This window comes from Streptomyces sp. NPDC087428, assembly GCF_044744085.1.
GTDB lineage: Bacteria > Actinomycetota > Actinomycetes > Streptomycetales > Streptomycetaceae > Streptomyces.
Genome location: NZ_JBIUXR010000020.1, coordinates 77,786 through 96,286, shown reverse-complemented (window position 1 = coordinate 96,286; position 18,501 = coordinate 77,786). Strand labels below are relative to the sequence as shown.

The following is an 18,501-nucleotide window of genomic DNA, read 5'->3' as shown; positions in this document are numbered from 1 at the left end:
TATATGTCGGCGGGCGTACGTGGCGCCCGCTGGACCGCTGAGCGAAATTACTCGGCGGCCTCGACGGGAGCCGGCGTACCGGCACCGTCCTGCTCTTCCTTCTTGGCGCGAAGCGCTTCCGCGGTGCGGACGAACTTCGACGGCAGAGCCTGGAAGAGCTGCGCAGCCTGAGTCTGCTTGCCCTTCATGGCACCGGCCAGCTTGGCGAGCAGAACCTCGCGGGACTCGAGGTCCGCGAGCTTCTTGAAGTCGTCGGCGGACAGTGCCTTGCCATCAAGGACACCGCCCTTGATGACGAGGTTGGGGTTGTCCTTGGCGAAGTCACGAAGACCCTTCGCCGACTCCACCGGGTCACCGGTGACGAAGGCAACCGCCGTCGGACCTGCGAACAGGTCGTCGAGCGTGTCGATCCCGGCCTCGTTGGCCGCAATCTTGGTCAGCGTGTTCTTCACCACGGCGTACTGGGCGTTCTCACCGAGTGAACGGCGCAGCTGCTTGAGCTGGGCCACGGTGAGACCCCGGTACTCGGTCAGCACAGCGGCGTTCGAGCTGCGGAACTGGTCCGCGAGCTCGGCTACCGCGGCAGCCTTGTCGGGCCTTGCCATGAGCGTCGGCCTCCTTCCGGGTGATGAGGACCGCTCAGAAGGGGCCGGAAAAGACGAAACGCCCCAGCACAGGTGCCAGGGCGTAGCTCGACCGCACGAAGTCCGGGAGCTTTCCACAGTCACCTGCGCAGGTCGTCCGTGCTCAACGGATCCTTCGGTTGCTGTTCCCCCTTGCGGGAGTGCAGCAACGACCAGCGGTCTTTGGCTTCTGCAGAAGAGTACGCGACCGGGGTCGCGCCGAGCAAATCCGTCCCACTCCGGCTACCGCGGGACGTTCAGGACGCGCCGCCGGAGGCGGCCTGCTGCTTCTTCATGACTTCGGAGAAGTCGACGCTGTCGGAGGCCGGCGGCCGCTCGACCGACACCTTGGTGCCGTAGTCGCTGTAGAACACCGTGGAGTTGAGCTCGCCGGTCTTCATCTGGCCGCGCTCGGTCTTCTTCACCAGCAGGTCGTTCTTGTCGACCCAGATGTCGACCTTCTCCGTGCTGATCCCGGCGTCGCTGAGCTGCTTCTTGAACGCGGCGAGCTGCGTGGCGTCCAGCTCGGAGTTCTTGGCGGTCAGCTCGGCCACGTCGACCGTGCCGGAGTAGTGCGTGGCGGCGACGCCCCGGACGTCCTCCTGGCCCACCTTCTTCACGTCCCCGGAGGCCAGCAGCGCCTTCACCCCCTGGTCGGGGGTGGTGTTCTGCATCTGGTCCTTCATCACGTCGCCCGAGGCGCCGGAGAGCGCGGCGAGGTCCTCGTAGCTGTAGTTGATCCAGTGCTTGCCACCGGCCTGCTTGGCGAAGGCGTCGCCCATGTTGGCCGCGTAGCCGTCCTTGAAGTAGCGCGCCTGCATGGTGCCGTCGCTGCCGGCCTGCTTCAGGGTGTCGGCCATGGTGCCGCCGGTGTACGTGATCTCCAGGGCGCCGCTGATGCCGTCGGACCAGTCGATGGCCCCGGTCTGCTTCATGGCCATCGTGGTGCCCATCGTGGTGGTGCCCTCGACCTTCGCCGAGTTCGCCCCACCGGTCTTCTTCTGCACCGCGAGCAGGGCGGCGATCGGCTCGGCCCTCGTGACCGCCGCGCCGCCCTCGTTCTTGCTGTCCGATCCGCCGCAGGCCGCGACCGACGTCAGCGCCGCTGCCACTGCCACGGACAGACCCACGCGTCGTACGGTACTGGTCCTCATATCCGCTCCCACCCCTTTGTCCGGCTCTCGGTGACCTCACGCTAACGCACGGGTCCGACAGCCCCTCGGTACGTATGTACGAGGACGGGCCCCGCACCTCGAAAGGTTGCGGGGCCCGTCAATGTCACACGTGACGCGGCGGTCGTACGAGCACGGAGGCTCAGACGGAGGCCGGGTCCTCCTCGACGAGGAGGTTACGGGTGCGGTTGGAGTCCAGCGGGATGCCGGGGCCCATCGTGGTGGCCAGCGTGGCCTTCTTGATGTAGCGGCCCTTGGCGGCGGACGGCTTCAGACGGAGGATCTCGTCCAGCGCCGCTGCGTAGTTCTCCACCAGCTTGGTCTCGTCGAACGAGGTCTTGCCGATGATGAAGTGCAGGTTCGAGTGCTTGTCGACGCGGAACTCGATCTTGCCGCCCTTGATGTCGTTGACAGCCTTCACGACATCGGGGGTGACGGTGCCGGTCTTCGGGTTCGGCATCAGACCACGCGGACCGAGCACGCGGCCCAGGCGGCCGACCTTGCCCATGAGGTCCGGGGTCGCGACGACGGCGTCGAAGTCCAGACGGCCCTTCGCCACCTCGTCGATGAGCTCGTCGGCGCCGACGATGTCGGCGCCCGCGGCTTCCGCGGCCGCAGCACGGTCACCGGTCGCGAAGACCAGGACCCGGGCGGTCTTGCCGGTGCCGTGCGGGAGGTTCACGGTGCCACGGACCATCTGGTCGGCCTTGCGAGGGTCAACACCCAGGGCAAACGCGACCTCGACGGTGCTGTCGAACTTCGTGGAGGCGGTGTCCTTGGCGATACGGACGGCCTCGAGCGGGGCGTAGTTGCGCGCCCGGTCGATCTTGGCGTCCGCAGCGCGGAGGTTCTTGCTGCGCTTCACTTCTACTCCTGTGGTTTCAGAGTGTGGAGTCGTGGTGCGGACCAGCGCTTGGTCCTACCACTGAGGGAGGTGGGGCTGAATCAGCCTTCGACCGTGATGCCCATGGAACGGGCGGTGCCGGCGATGATCTTCGACGCTGCGTCGAGGTCATTGGCGTTCAGGTCGGGGAGCTTCGTCGTGGCGATCTCGCGGACCTGGGCGGCCGTCAGCTTGGCAACCTTGGTCTTGTGCGGCTCGCCGGAGCCCTTGTCCACACCCGCGGCCTTGAGGATCAGCTTGGCGGCCGGCGGAGTCTTGGTGATGAAGGTGAAGGAGCGGTCGTCGTAGACCGTGATCTCCACCGGCACGACCATGCCACGCTGCGACTCGGTCGCGGCGTTGTAGGCCTTGCAGAACTCCATGATGTTGACGCCGTGCTGACCCAGTGCGGGGCCGACCGGCGGGGCCGGGTTGGCCGCACCGGCGTTGATCTGGAGCTTGATAAGCCCCGTGACCTTCTTCTTCTTGGGAGGCATGTGCTCTCTCCGGGTCCTAGTGAGAGTTTTCGCCGTCATCCGGTCATCCGGATGCAGGCATACCGCACAACGATAACGGGTATAGCTGCGCGACCAAAAACCGAGCAGGTCAGACAGGCTTTGACAGCCGGTCTGACCTGCTCGGTAGGCATGTGTCCAGAAGCTGGCGGCCCGCTCGGGGCAGTCGCTAGTTCTTCTGGATCTGGTCGAAGCTGAGCTCGACCGGCGTCTCGCGGCCGAAGATCTCGACGAGACCCTTGACCTTCTTCGAGTCGGCGTTGATCTCGTTGATCGTCGCCTGCAGCGTCGCGAACGGGCCGTCGGTGACGGTGACGGAGTCGCCCACCTCGAAGTCCAGCACCTGGACCTCGACCTTGCGGGACGGGGCCGGCTTGCCCTCGGCCTCCGCGGCCTCACGGGCGGCCTTCTCCTCGGCCTCCGGCGCCAGCATCTTGACGATCTCGTCCAGGGTCAGCGGGTACGGGTCGTAGGCGTTGCCCACGAAGCCGGTGACACCGGGAGTGTTGCGGACGACGCCCCAGGACTCGTTCGTCAGGTCCATGCGCACCAGGACGTAACCCGGGAGCTTGTTCTGACGGACGTTCTTGCGCTCGCCGTTCTTGATCTGGACGATTTCCTCCTCAGGCACCTCGGCCTGATAGATGAACTCCTCCACGTTCAGCGAGACGGCGCGCTGCTCCAGGTTGGCCTTCACACGCTTCTCGTAACCGGCGTACGTGTGGATGACGTACCACTCGCCCGGCAGCGTGCGCAGTTCCTCGCGCAGGGCCGTGACGGTGTCGACGGGGGCGGCCGGCTCGGCCTCTTCCTCGTCGGTCTCGGCCTCGTCGGCGGCTTCCTCTGCTGCGGCCTCTTCGGCTGCGGCTTCCTCGGCCTCGACGCTCTCGGCCTCGACGTCGGCCACTACGGCCTCGTCGGCGGGCTCGGTGTGCACTGCGGCCTGCTCGGCGGGCTCGCCCGCGGCCTCGTCGGCAGCTTCAGCCTGGTCCGGCTCCTCAGCGTCCGCCGCCTCGACGATGTCGAGCTCGTCCTCGGCGGACTCGAAGGCGCCCGCCGTCGGCTCGACGGCGTCGTTCAGGTTCGGGTCAGACACGGTGGCTGCTTCTTCCTGGATACAAATGGGTGGAACATGCGAAAGGGGCGCCCATGAGGCGCCCTCCGCGGGATCAGCCGAAGACGTACTTGATGACCCGCTGGAATCCGAAGTCAATCACGGTCACGAGACCAATCATGACGACTACGAACACAATCACCACTGAGGTGTAGGTCGTCAGCTGGTTGCGAGTCGGCCAGACCACCTTGCGGAGCTCGGCCACGATCTGGCGGTAGAAGAGCGCGAGACGGCCCAGAGGGCCCTTCTTGCCGCGCTTACCGCCCTTCCGGGTCTTCTTCTTCGACTCGGGGACTTCATCCTCGGCATCAGGCATGTCGATGGAGCCCACGGCGTCCGTCACGCTTCTCACCTGATTCCGGGTCATGGCCGTGCCGCGCCCGGTGGAGCCGCACGGCGATGCATTTAAGTACGTACATGCGCACACATCCTGGCGAAGGAGTGTGTAGCAGGGCCGGAGGGACTTGAACCCCCAACCGCTGGTTTTGGAGACCAGTGCTCTACCAATTGAGCTACGACCCTTTGTGGTTTCCACCAACCTACCGCATGCTCCCGGATGCCCCGAGTGCAGGAACGGTGCGGCTGGTGAAGGCCAACGACAGGTGAGTGTACGTGCTCAGCGGCCCGGCGTCGAACAGATAGCTCCCGACCGCTCCTGTCCGTTGCTGCCCGGTTGTTTGTCCGCATGCTGTCCAAGTGCTGTCCGGTCCCTGAAACCCCTGTGCCGACGCGGAATACGGTCTGGGAACATGGAGGGCATGAGCGCTGCTACTTCTCCCTCCGAGCGTCGGGTCTCCGCCCGCGTCGGTGCGATCTCCGAGTCCGCCACCCTCGCCGTCGACGCCAAGGCCAAGGCCCTCAAGGCCGCCGGCCGTCCGGTGATCGGCTTCGGTGCCGGCGAGCCCGACTTCCCGACCCCCGGCTACATCGTCGACGCCGCGGTCGAGGCCTGCCGCAACCCGAAGTACCACCGCTACACCCCGGCAGGCGGGCTCCCCGAGCTCAAGGCCGCCATCGCAGAGAAGACGCTGCGCGACTCCGGATACGAGGTCGACGCCTCCCAGATCCTGGTGACCAACGGCGGCAAGCAGGCCATCTACGAGGCCTTCGCCGCGATCCTCGACCCGGGCGACGAAGTCATCGTCCCGGCTCCGTACTGGACCACCTACCCCGAGTCGATCCGCCTCGCCGGCGGTGTCCCGGTGGAGGTCGTCGCGGACGAGACCACCGGCTACCGGGTCTCCGTGGAGCAGCTGGAGGCGGCCCGTACCGAGCGTACGAAGGTCGTCCTGTTCGTCTCCCCGTCGAACCCGACCGGCGCGGTCTACAGCGAGGCCGACGCCGAGGCGATCGGCCGCTGGGCCGTCGAGCACGGCCTGTGGGTGCTGACCGACGAGATCTACGAGCACCTCGTCTACGGCGACGCGAAGTTCACCTCGCTGCCGGCGATCGTGCCCGAGCTGCGCGACAAGTGCATCGTGGTCAACGGTGTCGCCAAGACGTACGCGATGACCGGCTGGCGCGTGGGGTGGATCGTCGGCCCCAAGGACGTGGTGAAGGCCGCGACCAACCTCCAGTCGCACGCCACGTCCAACGTCTCCAACGTCGCCCAGATCGCCGCGCTCGCCGCCGTCTCCGGGAACCTGGACGCGGTCGCCGAGATGCGCACCGCCTTCGACCGGCGCCGGCAGACCATCGTGCGGATGCTCAACGAGATCGACGGCGTGCTGTGCCCGGAGCCCGAGGGCGCGTTCTACGCGTACCCCTCGGTGAAGGCGCTGCTCGGCAAGGAGATCCGCGGCAGGCGTCCGGCCACCTCGGTGGAGCTGGCGGCGCTCATCCTGGACGAGGCCGAGGTCGCGGTCGTGCCGGGCGAGGCCTTCGGCACGCCGGGCTACCTGCGCCTCTCCTACGCGCTGGGCGACGAGGACCTCGCCGAGGGCGTCTCGCGGCTCCAGAAGCTGCTGGGCGAGGCCAAGGCCTGAACACCTGACGTATCCAGCGGGCGACCCTCGGCCACGGCCGGGGGTCGCTTTCCCGTTCGAGGGGCAACTCGATGGGGAATCCGGCTACCGCGACACCCCGTCCGTGCGGCAGGATCTTGGAATGGAGCGTGATGTACGGCTGTTGCCCAAGGCCCACCTGCACTTGCATTTCACCGGGTCGATGCGGCCCACGACGCTACTCGAACTCGCCGACAAGTACGGCGTGCGGCTGCCGGAGGCGCTGACCGGCGGCGAGCCTCCGCGGCTGCGTGCGACGGACGAGCGCGGCTGGTTCCGTTTCCAGCGGCTCTACGACATCGCCAGATCCTGTCTGCGCTCGCCGGAGGACATCCAGCGGCTGGTGCGCGAGGCCGCCCAGGAGGACGTCGCGGACGGCTCCGGCTGGCTGGAGATCCAGGTCGACCCCACCTCGTACGCGCCTCTGCTCGGCGGGCTCATCCCGGCGATCGAGATCATCCTGGACGCGGTGGACAGCGCGTCGCGCGACACGGGGCTGCCGATCCGGGTGGTCATCGCGGCGAACCGGATGAAGCACCCATTGGACGCCAGGACCCTGGCCCGGCTCGCGGTGCGCTACGCCGACCGGGGCGTCGTCGGGTTCGGGCTCTCCAACGACGAGCGGCGCGGCATGGCGCGCGACTTCGACCGGGCCTTCGCCATCGCCAGGGAGGGCGGCCTGCTGGCGGCCCCGCACGGGGGCGAGCTGGCGGGCCCGTCCAGCGTCCGCGACTGCCTGGACGATCTCGACGCGTCCCGGGTCGGGCACGGGGTGCGGGCCGCCGAGGACCCGCGGCTGCTGCGCAGGCTGGCGGAGCGCGGGGTGACCTGCGAGGTGTGCCCCGCGTCGAACGTGGCGCTCGGCGTCTACGAGAAGCCGTCCGACATCCCGCTGCGCACCTTGTTCGAGGCCGGGGTGCCGATGGCGCTCGGCGCGGACGACCCGCTGCTCTTCGGCTCCCGGCTGGCCGCGCAGTACGACCTCGTGCGACGCCATCACGCCTTCACCGACGAGGAGCTGGCGGAGCTGGCGCGTCAGTCGGTACGGGGTTCAGCGGCGCCGGACGCGGTGCGGGCGGAGCTGCTGGCGGGCGTGGACGGCTGGCTGGCGAAGCCGGTGGGCTGACCGGCCGCCGGCCCGGTCCGCTCCCCGATCCCCCGCAGCACCGTGCGGGCCACCGACTCGGCGAACGCGTCGAGGGACTGCGGCGGCCCCCCGGTCTCCGTGGCCGCGTAGGCGAAGGCCCGCTGGGCGCAGGCCCCCAGCAGCAGGGACGCGGCCGCGTAGGTGTCGGCGTCGGCCCGCACCCGGCCCGCGGACTGTTCGGCGCGCAGATAGGCGTCCACCCCGCGGATCGGCACGTGGGGGCCGGTGCCCAGCTCCCGCATCGCCGCGTTGTGACGGTCCCTGAGCCGCGGCTCGGCGTAGAGGGACGCCGCGATCGGGAAGCTCTGCTCGTAGAAGAGGGCGGCTTCGCGGGCGATCTCGGTGAGGTTCCGCTCGACTGTCCGCTCCCCCTCCCCCGGGTCGGCGATCAGCCGCTTCAGGATTCCGTCGACCTTGGGCAGCCGTTCCTTCAGGACCACCACGAAGAGCTCTTCCTTGCTCGGGAAGTGTTTGTAGAGCGCGGCCTCCGAGCAGCCGGCGGCTTTCGCGATCTCCTTGGTGGTGGCGCGGGCCAGGCCGATGGTGAGCATCAGCCGGTGAGCGGCGTCGATGATGCGGGCGCGGGCCGGCTTCTGCTCCATGTGCACTCCAACGAACCTTGACGACCGGGTGAGTATTCACTCACTCTAGAGGTGAGTGAATACTTACCCACCCGAGGAGGGTGCGCAATGAGGCTCACAGTGTTCGGTGCGACAGGCGGTATCGGTCAGGAGATCGTCCGCCAGGCGGTGGCGGGAGGGCACGAGGTGACGGCGGTGGTGCGCGACCCCGCGCGGCTGCCGGTCCCGCTCTCCGAAGTGACGGTCCACACGGCGGCCCGGATCGACGACCCGGAGGCGCTGCGCGAGGCGGTCGCGGGCCGCGACGCGGTGCTCTCCGGTCTGGGCTCGCGGGGCCGGAAGGCCGGCGGGATCGCGGAGCGGCTGACCCGCGGGGTGCTGGCGGCGATGGAGGCGGAGGGGACGCGGCGGCTGCTCGTGGTGAGCGCGGCCCCGGTCGCGCCGGAGCCCGCCGACGACCCGCTGCTCGACCGGATCATGCTCTCGGCGATCGGGGCGATCCTCAAGGAGGTCTACACGGACCTCACCGCGATGGAAGCCGCACTCGCGGCCTCCGCGACGGACTGGACGTCCGTACGGCCCCCGAAGCTCACCAACGGCCCGCTGACGGGCACGTACCGGACGGTCCACGGCAGCAACCCGCGCAGCGGCCGGTCCATCTCCCGGGCCGACGTGGCGCACGCGATGCTGGCGCTGATCGACGACCCGGCGGCGGTGAAGCAGGGGGTGGGCGTGGCGTACTGAGCGGGCCGCCCGCTGCCGGGTCCGGCTACAGGGTCACGCCCACGGTCACCGGTTCGTTGACCAGCGTGACGCCGAAGGCCTCGTGGACCCCGGCGACGACCTCGCGGGCCAGGGCCAGCAGGTCGTCGGTGCCGGCGGCGCCCCGGTTGGTGAGGGCGAGCGTGTGCTTGGTGGAGATACGGGCCGGGCCGGTGCCGTATCCCTTGGTGAATCCGGCCCGGTCGATGAGCCAGGCCGCCGAGGTCTTGGTGCGTCCCCCGCCCGCGGGGAAGGCGGGGGGCGCCACCTCCGGCCCGAGCCGGTCCGCCACCCGGGCGAGGAAGGCCTCGTACTGCTCCGGGTCCAGGATCGGGTTGGTGAAGAACGAGCCGGCCGACCAGGTGTCGTGGTCCTCGGGATCGAGCACCATGCCCTTTCCGGCCCGGAGCCGGAGCACGGTTTCGCGGGCGGCGGCGGCGGGAACGCGCTCACCCTCCGCAACACCCATGGCACGGGCCGTCTCCGGGTACTTGAGGGGCGCGGACAGGCCGCCCGCCTCTTCCAGCCCGAAGCGGACCCGCAGCACCACGAAGCGGTCGGGTTCGGCCTTGAAACGGCTGTGCCGGTAAGAGAAGTCGCACTCGGCGTTCGGGATGGTGACGGTTTCACGGCTGTGCCGGTCGTAGGCGACGACCTCCGTGATGGTGGACGACACCTCCTGCCCGTACGCCCCGACGTTCTGGATCGGTGTCGCACCGGCGGAACCGGGGATTCCGGCCAGGCATTCGAGCCCGGCGAGACCGGCGTCCACGGTGCGGGCGACGGCGTCCGTCCAGATCTCTCCGGCGGCGAGTTCGAGCGTCGCGCCGTCCAGCACGAAGCCCTTGGTGGCGATGCGCAGGGCGGTGCCGTCGAAGCCCTTGTCACCGATGACCAGATTGCTGCCGCCGCCGATGACCAGGAGCGGGGTGCCGCTGTCGTCGGCCGCGCGTACGGCCTCGACCACTTCGGCGTCGGTCGTCGCGGTGAGGAGGCGGGTGGCGGGGCCGCCCAGCCGGAAGGTGGTCAGGGGGGCGAGGGGCGCGTCGTGGAGTTCCTGCACGGGGACAAGAGTACGGTCCGCTCCCCCACCACCCGGGCGGGGCCGCGGACCGTATCGGCGTGACAACCCCTCAGGCGGACACGGGGACCCGCGCCTCGGTCTGCTCCGCCTCCTGCGCCTGGGTGCTGCGACGGCCCGGGATCATCAGGGCGACGAGCCCGGCGAGAGCCACCACACCGGCGCCCAGCCAGACCGCGGGGACGGTGCCGTCCGTGAACTTCTGCGGGGGGCCGTAACCGCCCTGCGAGGAGAAGACCGTGGCGAGCAGGGCGACCCCGAGGGCTCCGCCGACCTCGCGCAGCGCGTTGTTGGCGCCGGAGGCGATGCCCTGTTCACCGGGGCGGACGCTGGACATCACCAGACTGGCGGCGGGGGCGAAGTACAGGGCCATTCCGACGCCGCCGACGATCAGGCCGGGCAGCTGCGAGGCGTAGGAGGCGTCGGGGGCGAGGGCCATGGCGAACAGGCCGAGGCCGACGGCCTGGAGGGCGAGCCCGGTCACGACCACGGGACGGCCGCCGAACCGGTCGGCGAGCACCCCGGCGATGGGCGCCACCAGCATCGGCATCCCGGTCCAGGGGAGCATCCGCAGACCCGCCTCGGTGGGCGAGTAGCCCAGCACGCCCTGGAGGAACTGGCTGAGCAGGAAGATCGAACCGAACATGCCGAGGAACATCAGCAGGCTGGCCATGTTGATCCCGAAGAACGCCCGGTTCCGGAAGAGCCGCATCGGCAGCATCGGGTGCTCGGCGTGGAAGCCGTGGTAGATGAACCCGCCGAGGAGAACACCGCCGGCGATGAGGGCGGTCAGGACGGTGGGGTCGGTCCAGCCGTCGGAGTTGGCGTTGACCAGGCCGTAGACGATCCCGAAGAGCCCGCCGCTGACCAGGAGGGTGCCGGGGATGTCGAGCCGGGAGTCCGGGGCGTACGACTCGGCCAGGCGCAGCCGGGCGAGCGGGAGCAGGATCAGGCCGATCGGAACGTTCAGCCAGAAGATCCACTGCCAGGAGAGGTGTTCGGTGAGGCTGCCGCCGACCAGTGGCCCACAGGCCACGGCGAGCCCGGTGACGGCGCCGAAGAGGCCCAGCGCGGCTCCGCGGCGGGCGGGCGGCACGGCGGCCGTGAGCAGGGTGAGCGTCAGCGGCATCATGATCGCCGCGCCCACGCCCTGGACCGCCCGGAAGGCGATCAGTTCGTTGATGCCGGGCGAGAGGGCGGCCGCGGCGGAGGCCGCGGTGAAGACGCTGAGCCCGATGGTGAAGAGTCTGCGTCTGCCGAACCGGTCACCGAGTGAGGCCCCGAGCATCAGCAGGACGGCGAAGGTGAGGGTGTACGCGTTCACCGTCCATTCGAGCTCTTCCAGCTCGCCGCCGAGGCTTTCGCGGATGGACGGCAGGGCGGTGGTGACGACGAGGTTGTCGAGGGCCGCCATGAAGCTGGCGACGCTGGTGATGACGAGGGCCCAGACCGCTCCCGAGCGGCCTTTCGTTTGCTGGGTCACTGCTCCCCCTGAGGGTTAGTTATTGATTACTAACTTTTCTGGACAGAAAAGCGGGCCGAACACGGGGTTCGCACGGTTCAGACCGTCGGCCTGGCGGACTGGTAGAACCCGGACCAGATCCGGTGACCGGCCGGATATCCGAGTGAGGTCAGGGTGTTGATGAGCATGCCGTAGGCGAGGAACGAGGTCGCCTCGTCGACATCGGCGCCGAGCGCGAGGGAGATGTCGTCGAACATCTCCAGCCAGCCGGCCCGCAACGACTCACCGAACTCGTGGTCACCGGCGGCCTCCGCCGCCGCGACGGCCGCGTACATCTGCATCTGCATCAGCAGCCGGTCGGGGTCGTCGACGATGAGGTGCTGATACGCGGCGGCCATGGCCCGCAACGCCTCTTCGCCGTCTAGCCCCTCGGCGGCCTCCGCGAAGACCTGGCGGGTGTCCACCAGGCACCTCTCGGCGGCGGCGAGGAACATGGCCTGCTTGTTGGGGAAGAGCCGGAAGAGATAGGGCTGCGAGACGCCCACGCGCCTGGCGATCACTTCGGTGGACGTCGCGCTGTACCCGCCGCGGGCGAACTCGGTGATCGCCGCCCGGATGACGCTTTCGCGCCGCTCGTCTGCACTCATCCTTACCATGCGAGCTAAGTTAGTACTCAATCACTAACTTGGTCAACCGGGAGGGCGCGGCCACTCATGTGCAACGCGGCCGCTCATGCGTAAGGGGCACGGCCCCATGGACCGTGCCCCTTACGACACCCGGCTCCGGACGGCGTCAGCCGAGCTGGACCACGGCGCGGGACATGCCCAGCACCTTCTTGTCGTCGCTCATCGCCGTCAGGTCGACCCGCACCCGCTTGTCGTCCAGCAGGGCGGCCACCTTGGCGCTGACCTCGATCAGGGCGCCCTTGTCGTCATTGGGCACGACGACCGGCTTGGTGAACCGCACCCCGTACTCGACGACCGCGCCGGGATCACCGGTCCAGTCCGTGACCACCCGGATCGCCTCGGCCATCGTGAACATGCCGTGCGCGATCACGTCCGGCAGTCCGACCTCGCGGGCGAACTTCTCGTTCCAGTGGATCGGGTTGAAGTCGCCGGAGGCGCCCGCGTACTGCACCAGCGTCGCCCGGGTGACCGGGAACGACTGCGCCGGCAGCTCCGTACCGACCTCGACCGACCCGTAGGTGACCTTCGCCGTCATCACGCCTCCTCGGCGGCACGCGCCACCAGCTTCGTCCACGCCGTCACGACATGCTCGCCGGACGCGTCGTGGACCTCGCCGCGGACGTCCAGGATGTCGTTGCCCGCCATGGACTTGACCGCCTCGATGGTCGACGTGACCGTCAGCAGGTCCCCCGCCCGCACCGGGCGGACGTAGACGAACTTCTGGTCGCCGTGCACCACCCGGCTGTAGTCCAGGCCCAGCTGCGGGTCCTGCACGACCTGCCCCGCGGCCTTGAAGGTGATCGAGAACACGAAGGTCGGCGGCGCGATCACATCGCTGTGACCGAGCGCCCTGGCCGCCTCGGGATCGACGTACGCGGGATTGGCGTCGCCGACCGCCTCGGCGAACTCCCGGATCTTCTCCCGGCCGACCTCGTAAGGCTCGGTGGGCGGATAGGTCCGCCCCACGAAGGACTGGTCGAGCGCCATGAGCTCGCAACCTCCTGATGAAAGACGAATGGGCCGAAGTACAGCCCTATACAACGACACGAGGCCGCCCCCAACGGGGACGGCCTCGTGTACGAGCCTGATTCAGCGCGTTTCGCGGTGCGCGGTGTGCGAGTTGCAGCGCGGGCAATGCTTCTTCATCTCAAGACGGTCCGGGTTGTTACGCCGGTTCTTCTTGGTGATGTAGTTCCGCTCCTTGCACTCCACGCAGGCCAGCGTGATCTTCGGGCGGACGTCGGTGGCAGCCACGTGAGTGCTCCTTGGACGGACGGTGGACGGATGAACGCAAAAAAAGAGTAGCCGATCGGAGGACCGACCCCACAATCGGCTACTGTTAGTAGCGGTGACCGGACTTGAACCGGTGACACAGCGATTATGAGCCGCTTGCTCTACCGACTGAGCTACACCGCTTTGATGACTGAGTCCCCCCGCCGAAGCGGGGTTTCCCGATCACCAGAGCCCCAATGCGGAATCGAACCGCAGACCTTCTCCTTACCATGGAGACGCTCTACCGACTGAGCTATTGGGGCGAGCGATGAAGACATTACACGCTCGGTCGCCGATCGCCCAAATCCGTTTCGAAGCCCCATCCCGAGCCCCCGATCGAGGCCGCTCGGAACCCTTGATCAGCCGCTCTTCCGGCACTTGATCAGCGGTTCGGCAGCCACCGGCCCACCTCCCGCACCACGCGTGCGCCCTGGTCCCACAGACCCCGCCGGGCGACACCGGTACGACTATTCAGCTCCTCCTCGAACCCGACACATCACACCCCTAGGCTCGACTCACTCTGCGTGATCCTGCCCCCTTCCCTGGAGCGCGATGCCCGACAGCCGGCCGCGGCCGCCAGACGACCACGCCGCCGACGCGGCCAACGGCCGGGAGAGCTCCGCACTGACGCTCTGCGGGGCCCGTCTCACCGACGGACGCACCGTGGACGTACGGCTCGCAGGCGGCCGCATCGAGGCCGTCGGCACCGCCGGCAGCCTCACCGCCCCCGGCGCGCGCGTCGATCTGCGCGGCCACCTGCTGCTGCCCGCGCCCGCCGAACCGCACGCCCACAGCGACACCGCGCTCACCGCCGACGGCGCCGGACCGGGCGCCCCGGGACCGGCCTCGCAACTCCCCGAGGAGATCCAGCGACGCGCCACCGAGGCCGCGTTGCTCCAACTCGGCCACGGCGCGACCGCACTCCGCTCCCACGTGCGGATCGGTGACGTACAGGGCCTCGCCGCCCTCGAAGCCGTCCTCCAGGCACGCCGCTCGCTGCGCGGACTCGCCGATCTGACCCCGGTCGCGGTCCCCCGGCTGCTCACCGGCGTCGCGGGCGCCGACGGCCTGGCCATGCTCCGCGACGCGGTCAAGATGGGGGCCGGCGCGGTCGGCGGCTGCCCCGACCTCGACCCCGACCCGACGGGGTACGCCGAAGCCGTCCTGGAGATCGCCGCAGAGTTCGGCTGCCCCGTCGACCTGCACACGGACAGTGACGACCCGGCCCGGCTGGCCCGGCTCGCGGCGATGGCGGGCGGACTGCGGCAAGGGGTCGCCATCGGCCCCTGCGGGGGTCTCTCGCGGCTCACCCGGGAGGCCGCGGGCCGCGCCGCCGACCAGCTCGCCGCCTCCGCGGTGACGGTGATCTGCCTGCCCCAGGGCGGCTGCTGCGGAGTGGAGCGCCGGGGCACCGCCCCCGTCCGGCTGCTGCGCGCGGCCGGGGTGCGGATCGCGGCGGGCAGCGGGGCGCTGCGGGACCTCGCCAACCCGGTCGGCCGCGGCGACCCGCTGGAGGCCGCCTTCCTGCTGGCCTCGCAGAGCGGGCTGCGGGCCGAACACGCCTACGCGGCGGTCTCCACGGAGGCCAGGCGCGCGATGGGGCTGCCCGAGGTGCGGATCGAGGCGGGCTTCCCGGCCGAACTGCTCGCCGTGCGCGGCGAACAGCTCACCGGGGTGCTCTCACTGGCGTACAGCCGGATCGTGGTGCACCGCGGCCGGGTGGTGGCCCGGACCAGCGCGGTACGCGAGTACTGCGACTCGGAGACGGGCGGCGGACCCGGGCTCCCCCGCCAGGGGAGGGCGGATTCCGGTCCCGGCGGCGGGCCCTGACCGCACCGCGGCACGCTCCGGCGTACGGTCGTGACCATGCGCATTGTCATCGCAGGTGGACATGGTCAGATCGCACTGCGGCTGGAGCGGTTGCTCGCCGCACGCGGGGACGAGGCGGCGGGCATCATCCGCGATCCCGGGCAGAGTGACGACCTCCGGGCGGTCGGCGCCGAACCGGTGGTCCTGGACCTCGAATCGGCCACCGTGGAGGAAACCGCGGAGGTGCTGCGCGGCGCCGACGCGGTGGTCTTCGCGGCCGGTGCGGGCCCCAACAGCGGCACCGCCCGCAAGGACACGGTGGACCGCGGGGCCGCGGTGCTCTTCGCGGACGCGGCGGAGCGGGCCGGGGTGCGGCGCTACGTCGTGGTCTCGTCCATGGGCGCCGACCCCGACCACCCCGGCGACGAGGTGTTCGACGCGTATCTGCGGGCCAAGGGTGCGGCGGACGCGTACGTGCGCTCCAGGACGGCGCTCGACTGGACGATCCTGCGCCCCGGAATGCTGACCAACGACGCGGGCAACGGCCAGGTGCTGCTCGCCGCGTCGACCGGCCGCGGCCCGGTGCCGCGCGACGACGTGGCGGCGACGATCATGGAGCTGCTGGACACCCCGGCGTCGGCGGGCCTGACGCTGGAGCTGATCTCGGGCAACGTGCCGGTGATGGTCGCGGTGAAGGACATCGCCGGGAACTGACGCGGGCACCGGGGACGGCGGATCCGCCGTCCCCGTCAGCCGCTCCGGTCAGCCGCCCGGTGCCGGACGTACGGTGATGCCGTGCCGCTCCAGCAGGGCGGCGGTGACCCCGTCGCCCTCCCGCAGCTCGCCGGCGAACGTACCGTCATAAACCTTGCCGCGCCCGCACGAAGGGCTGCGGGCCATCAGGAGCGCCTCGGTGCAGCCGGTCCGGCGCGCGGCCTCCAGCGCCCGCCCGGCGCCGTCGAGGAACGCCTCGGTCACGTCGTGCCCGGTGTCGTCCACGACGCGTGCACGGCCGTCCAGCACGTCGTGGCCGTCGCCGCCGACGATCTCGGCGGGACGGCGGGGCGTGGGCAGCCCGGCGGCGACCTCGGGGCAGAAGGACACGGCCCGGCGGTCGCCGATGGCCGCGGCCATCTCCGCGGAAGCCCTGCCCCGGCCGTCGAAGCGGCAGGGCACCCCTTGGAGACAGGCACTGACCAGCACGGATTCCATGTTCACGCCCCTCGCGACGGCACAACAGAGAAGGCCCCCGTCCGAGGACGAGGGCCTTGCTTTGTGGCGGCGCCAGGGTTCGAACCTGGGTAGGCTGAGCCGGCAGATTTACAGTCTGCTCCCTTTGGCCACTCGGGCACACCGCCAAGGGATGCTGCCGTGAGACCGTCTCTCGACGGCGCTCTGTGGCAACGACGTAAACGATACCTGATGCCTCGGGGTGCTACGCCACTGGATTGACCAGCGGCCCGGACGGGCGCGGGTGGCTAGGCTTTGGTGGGCGGCGTGGTGCCAGCGGGCCCCGCGGCCGCCCCGTAAGGACATCCCGTTTCCAGCACCCCGATACAAGGAGCCACACGTCATGGCCGACTCCAGTTTCGACATCGTCTCGAAGGTCGAGCGGCAGGAGGTCGACAACGCCCTCAACCAGGCCGCCAAGGAGATCTCGCAGCGTTACGACTTCAAGGGCACCGGCGCCGCGATCTCCTGGTCCGGCGAGAAGATCCTCATGGAGGCCAGCGGCGAGGAGCGGGTCAAGGCGATCCTCGACATCTTCCAGTCCAAGCTGATCAAGCGCGGCATCTCACTGAAGTCGCTGGACGTGGGCGAGCCCCAGCTGTCCGGCAAGGAGTACAAGCTCTTCGCCACCATCGAGGAGGGCATCTCCCAGGAGAACGCCAAGAAGGTCGCGAAGGTCATTCGTGACGAGGGCCCCAAGGGCGTCAAGGCGCTGGTCCAGGGTGACGAGCTGCGGGTCAGCTCGAAGAGCCGGGACGACCTTCAGGCCGTTCAGGCCCTGCTGAAGGGCCAGGACTTCGACTTCGCCGTGCAGTTCGCGAACTACCGGTAGGACGCGGCGGTCCGGGCGCGGAGCGGAATGCGTTCTTCCGCGCCCGGACGTCATGTCCGAATACCGCCGGTCGCGGCGGTGCGGGCGACGCAGACTGGTCCGTGGCGGCCGATGATCCGGCTGCCGGGCGGACGAGGAGAGGGACGAGCCATGACCATGTACGCGACGGTCGACAGCCCGCTGGGCGAACTGCTGCTGGTCGGCGAGAAGGCCGCGGGACCGGCCGGCGACGGGGTCGCCCTCGTCTCGCTCTCCCTGCCGGGCCAGAAGGGCGCGGCGGTCGTCCAGGACGGCTGGAGCCGCGATCCCGGAGCCTTCGCGGGAGTCGCCGCGCAGCTGCGGGAGTACTTCGAGGGCCGGCGGACCCGCTTCGACATCGTGCTCGCGGACGGCCGGGGCACCGAGTTCCAGCGCCGGGTGTGGGCCGCGCTGGACGGCGTCCCCTACGGGGAGACGGTGTCGTACGGGCAGATCGCCGAGCGGGTCGGCGCCTCCGGGGCGGGGGTACGGGCCGTGGGCACGGCGATCGGGCGCAACCCCCTGCTGGTCGTACGGCCGTGCCACCGGGTGATCGGCGCGGACGGGGCGCTGCGCGGCTACGCGGGCGGCCTGGAGCGCAAGGAGCGGCTCCTGGGGCTTGAGGGCGCCCTGGCGGTGAGCTGATGACCGGGCTCTTCCCCAGGCCGCGGGCGCAGGTCGCGCCGGGGGCCGTGCACGTCCCCGAGTGGCTGTCCGTGGAGCAGCAGCGGGAGTTGGTGGCGGCGTGCCGGGAGTGGGCGCGCGGGCCCGTGCCGCTGCGGCACACGGCGTTGCCGGGCGGTGGGGTGATGTCCGTACGGAGTGTGTGCCTGGGGTGGCACTGGCAGCCGTACCGGTACTCGCGTACGGCGGACGACGTGAACGGTGCGCCGGTCGCCCCGTTTCCGGAGTGGCTCGGGGAGTTGGGGCGGGCGGCCGTGGTGGCGGCGTACGGGCCGGAGGGCCCTGTGCGGGCGTACGCGCCGGACACCGCGCTGATCAATTTCTATGACGACGCGGCGCGGATGGGCATGCACCAGGACAAGGAGGAGCGGTCGGGTGCGCCCGTGGTGTCGCTGAGCATCGGTGACACCTGTGTCTTCCGCTTCGGGAACACGGAGAACCGGGGAAGGCCGTTCACGGACGTGGAGCTGGCCTCGGGGGATCTGTTCGTCTTCGGCGGGCCGTCGCATTTCGCGTTCCACGGGGTGCCGAGGATCCGGCCGGGTACGGCCGGTCCCGCGACAGGGATGAGCGGTGGTCGGCTCAATCTGACCCTGCGCGAGACCGGGCTGGGCGTCTGAACAATGG

General features: G+C 69.9%; 21 protein-coding genes, 4 tRNA genes and 1 pseudogene. 8 read left to right on the top strand and 18 right to left on the bottom strand.

The features are described 5' to 3' along the window. Window positions 1–47 precede the first annotated feature (47 nt). The 7 genes from rplJ to ACIO3R_RS34410 all read right to left on the bottom strand — a co-directional run bounded on the left by rplJ (window position 48) and on the right by ACIO3R_RS34410 (window position 4,829). A complete protein-coding gene (rplJ, locus tag ACIO3R_RS34440; protein ID WP_073732692.1) occupies window positions 48–605 on the bottom strand; it encodes a 50S ribosomal protein L10 in 558 nt (185 codons plus the stop codon). Window positions 606–880: 275 nt separating this feature from the next. Then, entirely contained in the window at window positions 881–1,777 is an 897-nt protein-coding gene (locus ACIO3R_RS34435) for a hypothetical protein (RefSeq protein WP_402110946.1), read from the bottom strand. Window positions 1,778–1,937: 160 nt separating this feature from the next. Continuing rightward, complete coding sequence (rplA, locus tag ACIO3R_RS34430; RefSeq protein ID WP_123461041.1) at window positions 1,938–2,660, bottom strand: 50S ribosomal protein L1; 723 nt, start codon at window positions 2,658–2,660, stop codon at window positions 1,938–1,940. Between the two features lie 80 nt (window positions 2,661–2,740). Continuing rightward, window positions 2,741–3,175, bottom strand: coding sequence for a 50S ribosomal protein L11 (gene rplK, locus ACIO3R_RS34425; RefSeq protein ID WP_024494105.1), 435 nt, complete (start codon window positions 3,173–3,175; stop codon window positions 2,741–2,743). A 187-nt stretch (window positions 3,176–3,362) separates the two neighbouring features. Next, window positions 3,363–4,289 carry a transcription termination/antitermination protein NusG gene (gene nusG / locus ACIO3R_RS34420; RefSeq protein ID WP_385035433.1) on the bottom strand — a complete coding sequence of 309 codons (927 nt, stop codon included), beginning with the start codon at window positions 4,287–4,289 and terminating at the stop codon, window positions 3,363–3,365. A gap of 73 nt (window positions 4,290–4,362) precedes the next feature. Further along, entirely contained in the window at window positions 4,363–4,650 is a 288-nt protein-coding gene (gene secE / locus ACIO3R_RS34415) for a preprotein translocase subunit SecE (protein ID WP_073732696.1), read from the bottom strand. A gap of 106 nt (window positions 4,651–4,756) precedes the next feature. Beyond that, window positions 4,757–4,829 (bottom strand) — tRNA-Trp (locus tag ACIO3R_RS34410). 236 nt (window positions 4,830–5,065) lie between these two features. Between ACIO3R_RS34410 and ACIO3R_RS34405 the strand changes: the two genes are divergently transcribed. Together ACIO3R_RS34405 and ACIO3R_RS34400 are read left to right on the top strand one after the other, a co-directional pair. Then, on the top strand, window positions 5,066–6,292 hold the full coding sequence (locus ACIO3R_RS34405) for a pyridoxal phosphate-dependent aminotransferase (protein WP_385035435.1): 1,227 nt from the start codon (window positions 5,066–5,068) through the stop codon (window positions 6,290–6,292). Between the two features lie 121 nt (window positions 6,293–6,413). After that, window positions 6,414–7,436: an adenosine deaminase gene (locus tag ACIO3R_RS34400; RefSeq protein ID WP_385035437.1), complete on the top strand. Its 1,023-nt coding sequence runs from the start codon at window positions 6,414–6,416 to the stop codon at window positions 7,434–7,436. A gap of 26 nt (window positions 7,437–7,462) precedes the next feature. Here ACIO3R_RS34400 and ACIO3R_RS34395 read toward each other — a convergent pair. Beyond that, window positions 7,463–8,059: pseudogene (locus tag ACIO3R_RS34395) on the bottom strand (TetR/AcrR family transcriptional regulator); the annotation flags it as partial. 87 nt (window positions 8,060–8,146) lie between these two features. On the opposite strand from ACIO3R_RS34395, the gene ACIO3R_RS34390 reads away from it, so the two are divergent. Then, a complete protein-coding gene (locus ACIO3R_RS34390) occupies window positions 8,147–8,782 on the top strand; it encodes an NAD(P)-dependent oxidoreductase (protein ID WP_385035439.1) in 636 nt (211 codons plus the stop codon). 25 nt (window positions 8,783–8,807) lie between these two features. On the opposite strand, the gene ACIO3R_RS34385 is transcribed toward ACIO3R_RS34390, so the two are convergent. From ACIO3R_RS34385 to ACIO3R_RS34350, 8 genes are all read right to left on the bottom strand, one after another. Next, window positions 8,808–9,863, bottom strand: a complete 1,056-nt coding sequence (locus ACIO3R_RS34385) for a UDP-N-acetylmuramate dehydrogenase (RefSeq protein ID WP_385035441.1) — start codon at window positions 9,861–9,863, stop codon at window positions 8,808–8,810. 70 nt (window positions 9,864–9,933) lie between these two features. After that, on the bottom strand, window positions 9,934–11,364 hold the full coding sequence (locus ACIO3R_RS34380) for a DHA2 family efflux MFS transporter permease subunit (RefSeq protein WP_402110943.1): 1,431 nt from the start codon (window positions 11,362–11,364) through the stop codon (window positions 9,934–9,936). A 77-nt stretch (window positions 11,365–11,441) separates the two neighbouring features. Next, window positions 11,442–11,990, bottom strand: a complete 549-nt coding sequence (locus ACIO3R_RS34375; RefSeq protein WP_385035445.1) for a TetR/AcrR family transcriptional regulator — start codon at window positions 11,988–11,990, stop codon at window positions 11,442–11,444. Window positions 11,991–12,135: 145 nt separating this feature from the next. Next, a complete protein-coding gene (locus ACIO3R_RS34370; RefSeq protein ID WP_385349744.1) occupies window positions 12,136–12,564 on the bottom strand; it encodes a MaoC family dehydratase in 429 nt (142 codons plus the stop codon). Continuing rightward, entirely contained in the window at window positions 12,564–13,016 is a 453-nt protein-coding gene (locus ACIO3R_RS34365) for a MaoC family dehydratase N-terminal domain-containing protein (protein ID WP_385035449.1), read from the bottom strand. Before ACIO3R_RS34365 ends, ACIO3R_RS34370 begins: the two co-directional genes overlap by 1 nt. Before the next feature lie 102 nt (window positions 13,017–13,118). Continuing rightward, the gene (gene rpmG / locus ACIO3R_RS34360) at window positions 13,119–13,283 is read right to left on the bottom strand and encodes a 50S ribosomal protein L33 (protein WP_003956487.1); all 165 of its coding nucleotides are present in this window, start codon (window positions 13,281–13,283) and stop codon (window positions 13,119–13,121) included. A gap of 89 nt (window positions 13,284–13,372) precedes the next feature. Beyond that, window positions 13,373–13,445 (bottom strand) — tRNA-Met (locus tag ACIO3R_RS34355). Between the two features lie 46 nt (window positions 13,446–13,491). Further along, window positions 13,492–13,564: transfer RNA gene (locus ACIO3R_RS34350), tRNA-Thr, on the bottom strand. A gap of 289 nt (window positions 13,565–13,853) precedes the next feature. Between ACIO3R_RS34350 and ACIO3R_RS34345 the strand changes: the two genes are divergently transcribed. Beyond that, window positions 13,854–15,131, top strand: a complete 1,278-nt coding sequence (locus ACIO3R_RS34345; RefSeq protein ID WP_402110940.1) for an amidohydrolase family protein — start codon at window positions 13,854–13,856, stop codon at window positions 15,129–15,131. A gap of 36 nt (window positions 15,132–15,167) precedes the next feature. Next, on the top strand, window positions 15,168–15,824 hold the full coding sequence (locus tag ACIO3R_RS34340; protein ID WP_385349753.1) for an SDR family oxidoreductase: 657 nt from the start codon (window positions 15,168–15,170) through the stop codon (window positions 15,822–15,824). A 48-nt stretch (window positions 15,825–15,872) separates the two neighbouring features. Here ACIO3R_RS34340 and ACIO3R_RS34335 read toward each other — a convergent pair whose 3' ends face one another. Beyond that, complete coding sequence (locus ACIO3R_RS34335; protein ID WP_385035503.1) at window positions 15,873–16,322, bottom strand: DUF523 domain-containing protein; 450 nt, start codon at window positions 16,320–16,322, stop codon at window positions 15,873–15,875. 64 nt (window positions 16,323–16,386) lie between these two features. Then, window positions 16,387–16,468: transfer RNA gene (locus tag ACIO3R_RS34330), tRNA-Tyr, on the bottom strand. A 215-nt stretch (window positions 16,469–16,683) separates the two neighbouring features. Here ACIO3R_RS34330 and ACIO3R_RS34325 point away from each other — a divergent pair. The 3 genes from ACIO3R_RS34325 (at window position 16,684) to ACIO3R_RS34315 (ending at window position 18,494) form a co-directional block, all read left to right on the top strand. Further along, complete coding sequence (locus ACIO3R_RS34325) at window positions 16,684–17,172, top strand: YajQ family cyclic di-GMP-binding protein (RefSeq protein ID WP_385035501.1); 489 nt, start codon at window positions 16,684–16,686, stop codon at window positions 17,170–17,172. A 150-nt stretch (window positions 17,173–17,322) separates the two neighbouring features. Further along, on the top strand, window positions 17,323–17,835 hold the full coding sequence (locus ACIO3R_RS34320) for a methylated-DNA--[protein]-cysteine S-methyltransferase (RefSeq protein WP_402110937.1): 513 nt from the start codon (window positions 17,323–17,325) through the stop codon (window positions 17,833–17,835). Then, window positions 17,835–18,494: an alpha-ketoglutarate-dependent dioxygenase AlkB family protein gene (locus tag ACIO3R_RS34315; protein WP_402110936.1), complete on the top strand. Its 660-nt coding sequence runs from the start codon at window positions 17,835–17,837 to the stop codon at window positions 18,492–18,494. Before ACIO3R_RS34320 ends, ACIO3R_RS34315 begins: the two co-directional genes overlap by 1 nt. The last annotated feature ends 7 nt before the right edge of the window (window positions 18,495–18,501 follow it).